The following is a 1,262-nucleotide window of genomic DNA, read 5'->3' as shown; positions in this document are numbered from 1 at the left end:
GAAAGATTCAAGCTGAAGTGCGACACGTGCTTTTATGATAGGTCTACAGTCCTTTTTTTGCGTAAGGTCGTCCCGGTAGTCCACAGGCTTGATCCGACGGTTTCCCATAGCCAAGGCGGATCAAGCCTGTGGACCCACCGGGGCGAGCGGCCGGGGGAGAGAACGCTCAGGACTTTTGACCTGCGTTGAGGCGGCCAGCGCGGTCAGATTGGCGGCGAAGACTTCAGCGGGCGTGCGATAGTCCAGACACCGCCGAGGGGTGTCGTTCAGACGGCGGGCCAGGGTTGTCAACGCTGCCGATGTCCGCTCTGTTTCCGGGCTGGCGAGTGGCAGGTGCCGACGCACACGACCATTGGCGTTCTCGACCCCTCCCTTTTGCCATGGACTGTGGGGATCGCAGAAATAACTGTCCATCGCCAAGGCTTTGTAAGCGAAGAACTCGGTTCCCCGATCGAAGGTGATGGTCTGGCGGGCAGGGCAGGGAAAAGGAGCGAGAGCTTGGGCGATCCGTCCAATGACAGGAACGGAACGGCGATCCTCATTGCTGAGCAGGATATGGAAGCGGCTTTGCCGTTCCTGCAAGGAGGTCACATTGGCCTTGCCGAACTGACGGGCGAAGATCACCAGATCGCATTCCCAGTGGCCGAAACTTTGCCGCGTCGCGATCTCCGCCGGACGGTTGGCGATCCAGCGCTCCGGTGGGATCGGGTTGCTGCGCGGCTTGCGGCCCAAGCGCTGTCGGCGCCGACGCCGGGCCACGGCCAGAAACGCATACAGGTTCAGTTCACGACCATCGGGACCGTAGATGAAGCGGTAGATGGTTTCGTGCGATACGGTTCCCAGGGGCAGGGCATCGTGTTTGAGCCTCCCGGCGATCTGCTGGGGCGACCAGCCTTCGCCCAGTTTGGCGATGACATGGTTGCGCAAGAGTGGGTTCAGCGTCAGCTTCAGCCGACGCCGCGCCCGCCGGTCCCGGGCGTATTTCTGGGCGCTCGTGCAATAGTAGCCTTTGTACTCCTTGCCCCAACGGTCGCGAAACGGGTCATGGTAGAAGTTGCGCCGGATTTCCCGGTGGATGGTCGAGCGATGCCGCCCCAATTCCTCGGCGATCGCTGCGACCGGAACCTCCGCGTCCCGCAGATCCTGGATCCGACGGCGCTCCGCAAAACTGATCTGTGAATAGCGCTGTCCCATGACCGCTCCTGAAGCCTTAACCTCCTGTTCTAAAACAAGAGTTGCACTTCAGGATAGAACCTACCCTC

General features: G+C 61.0%; 1 pseudogene. It reads right to left on the bottom strand.

Features of this window, described 5'->3' with window-relative positions:
* Positions 1-43: 43 nt before the first annotated feature.
* Positions 44-1,194, bottom strand: a pseudogene (locus EJ913_RS31200) (IS30 family transposase).
* Positions 1,195-1,262 lie beyond the last annotated feature (68 nt).

It is taken from the genome of Azospirillum doebereinerae (genome assembly GCF_003989665.1).
GTDB classification, from domain to species: domain Bacteria; phylum Pseudomonadota; class Alphaproteobacteria; order Azospirillales; family Azospirillaceae; genus Azospirillum; species Azospirillum doebereinerae.
Note: the sequence above shows the minus strand (reverse complement) of the source record. Positions and strands in the feature narration are given on the sequence as shown.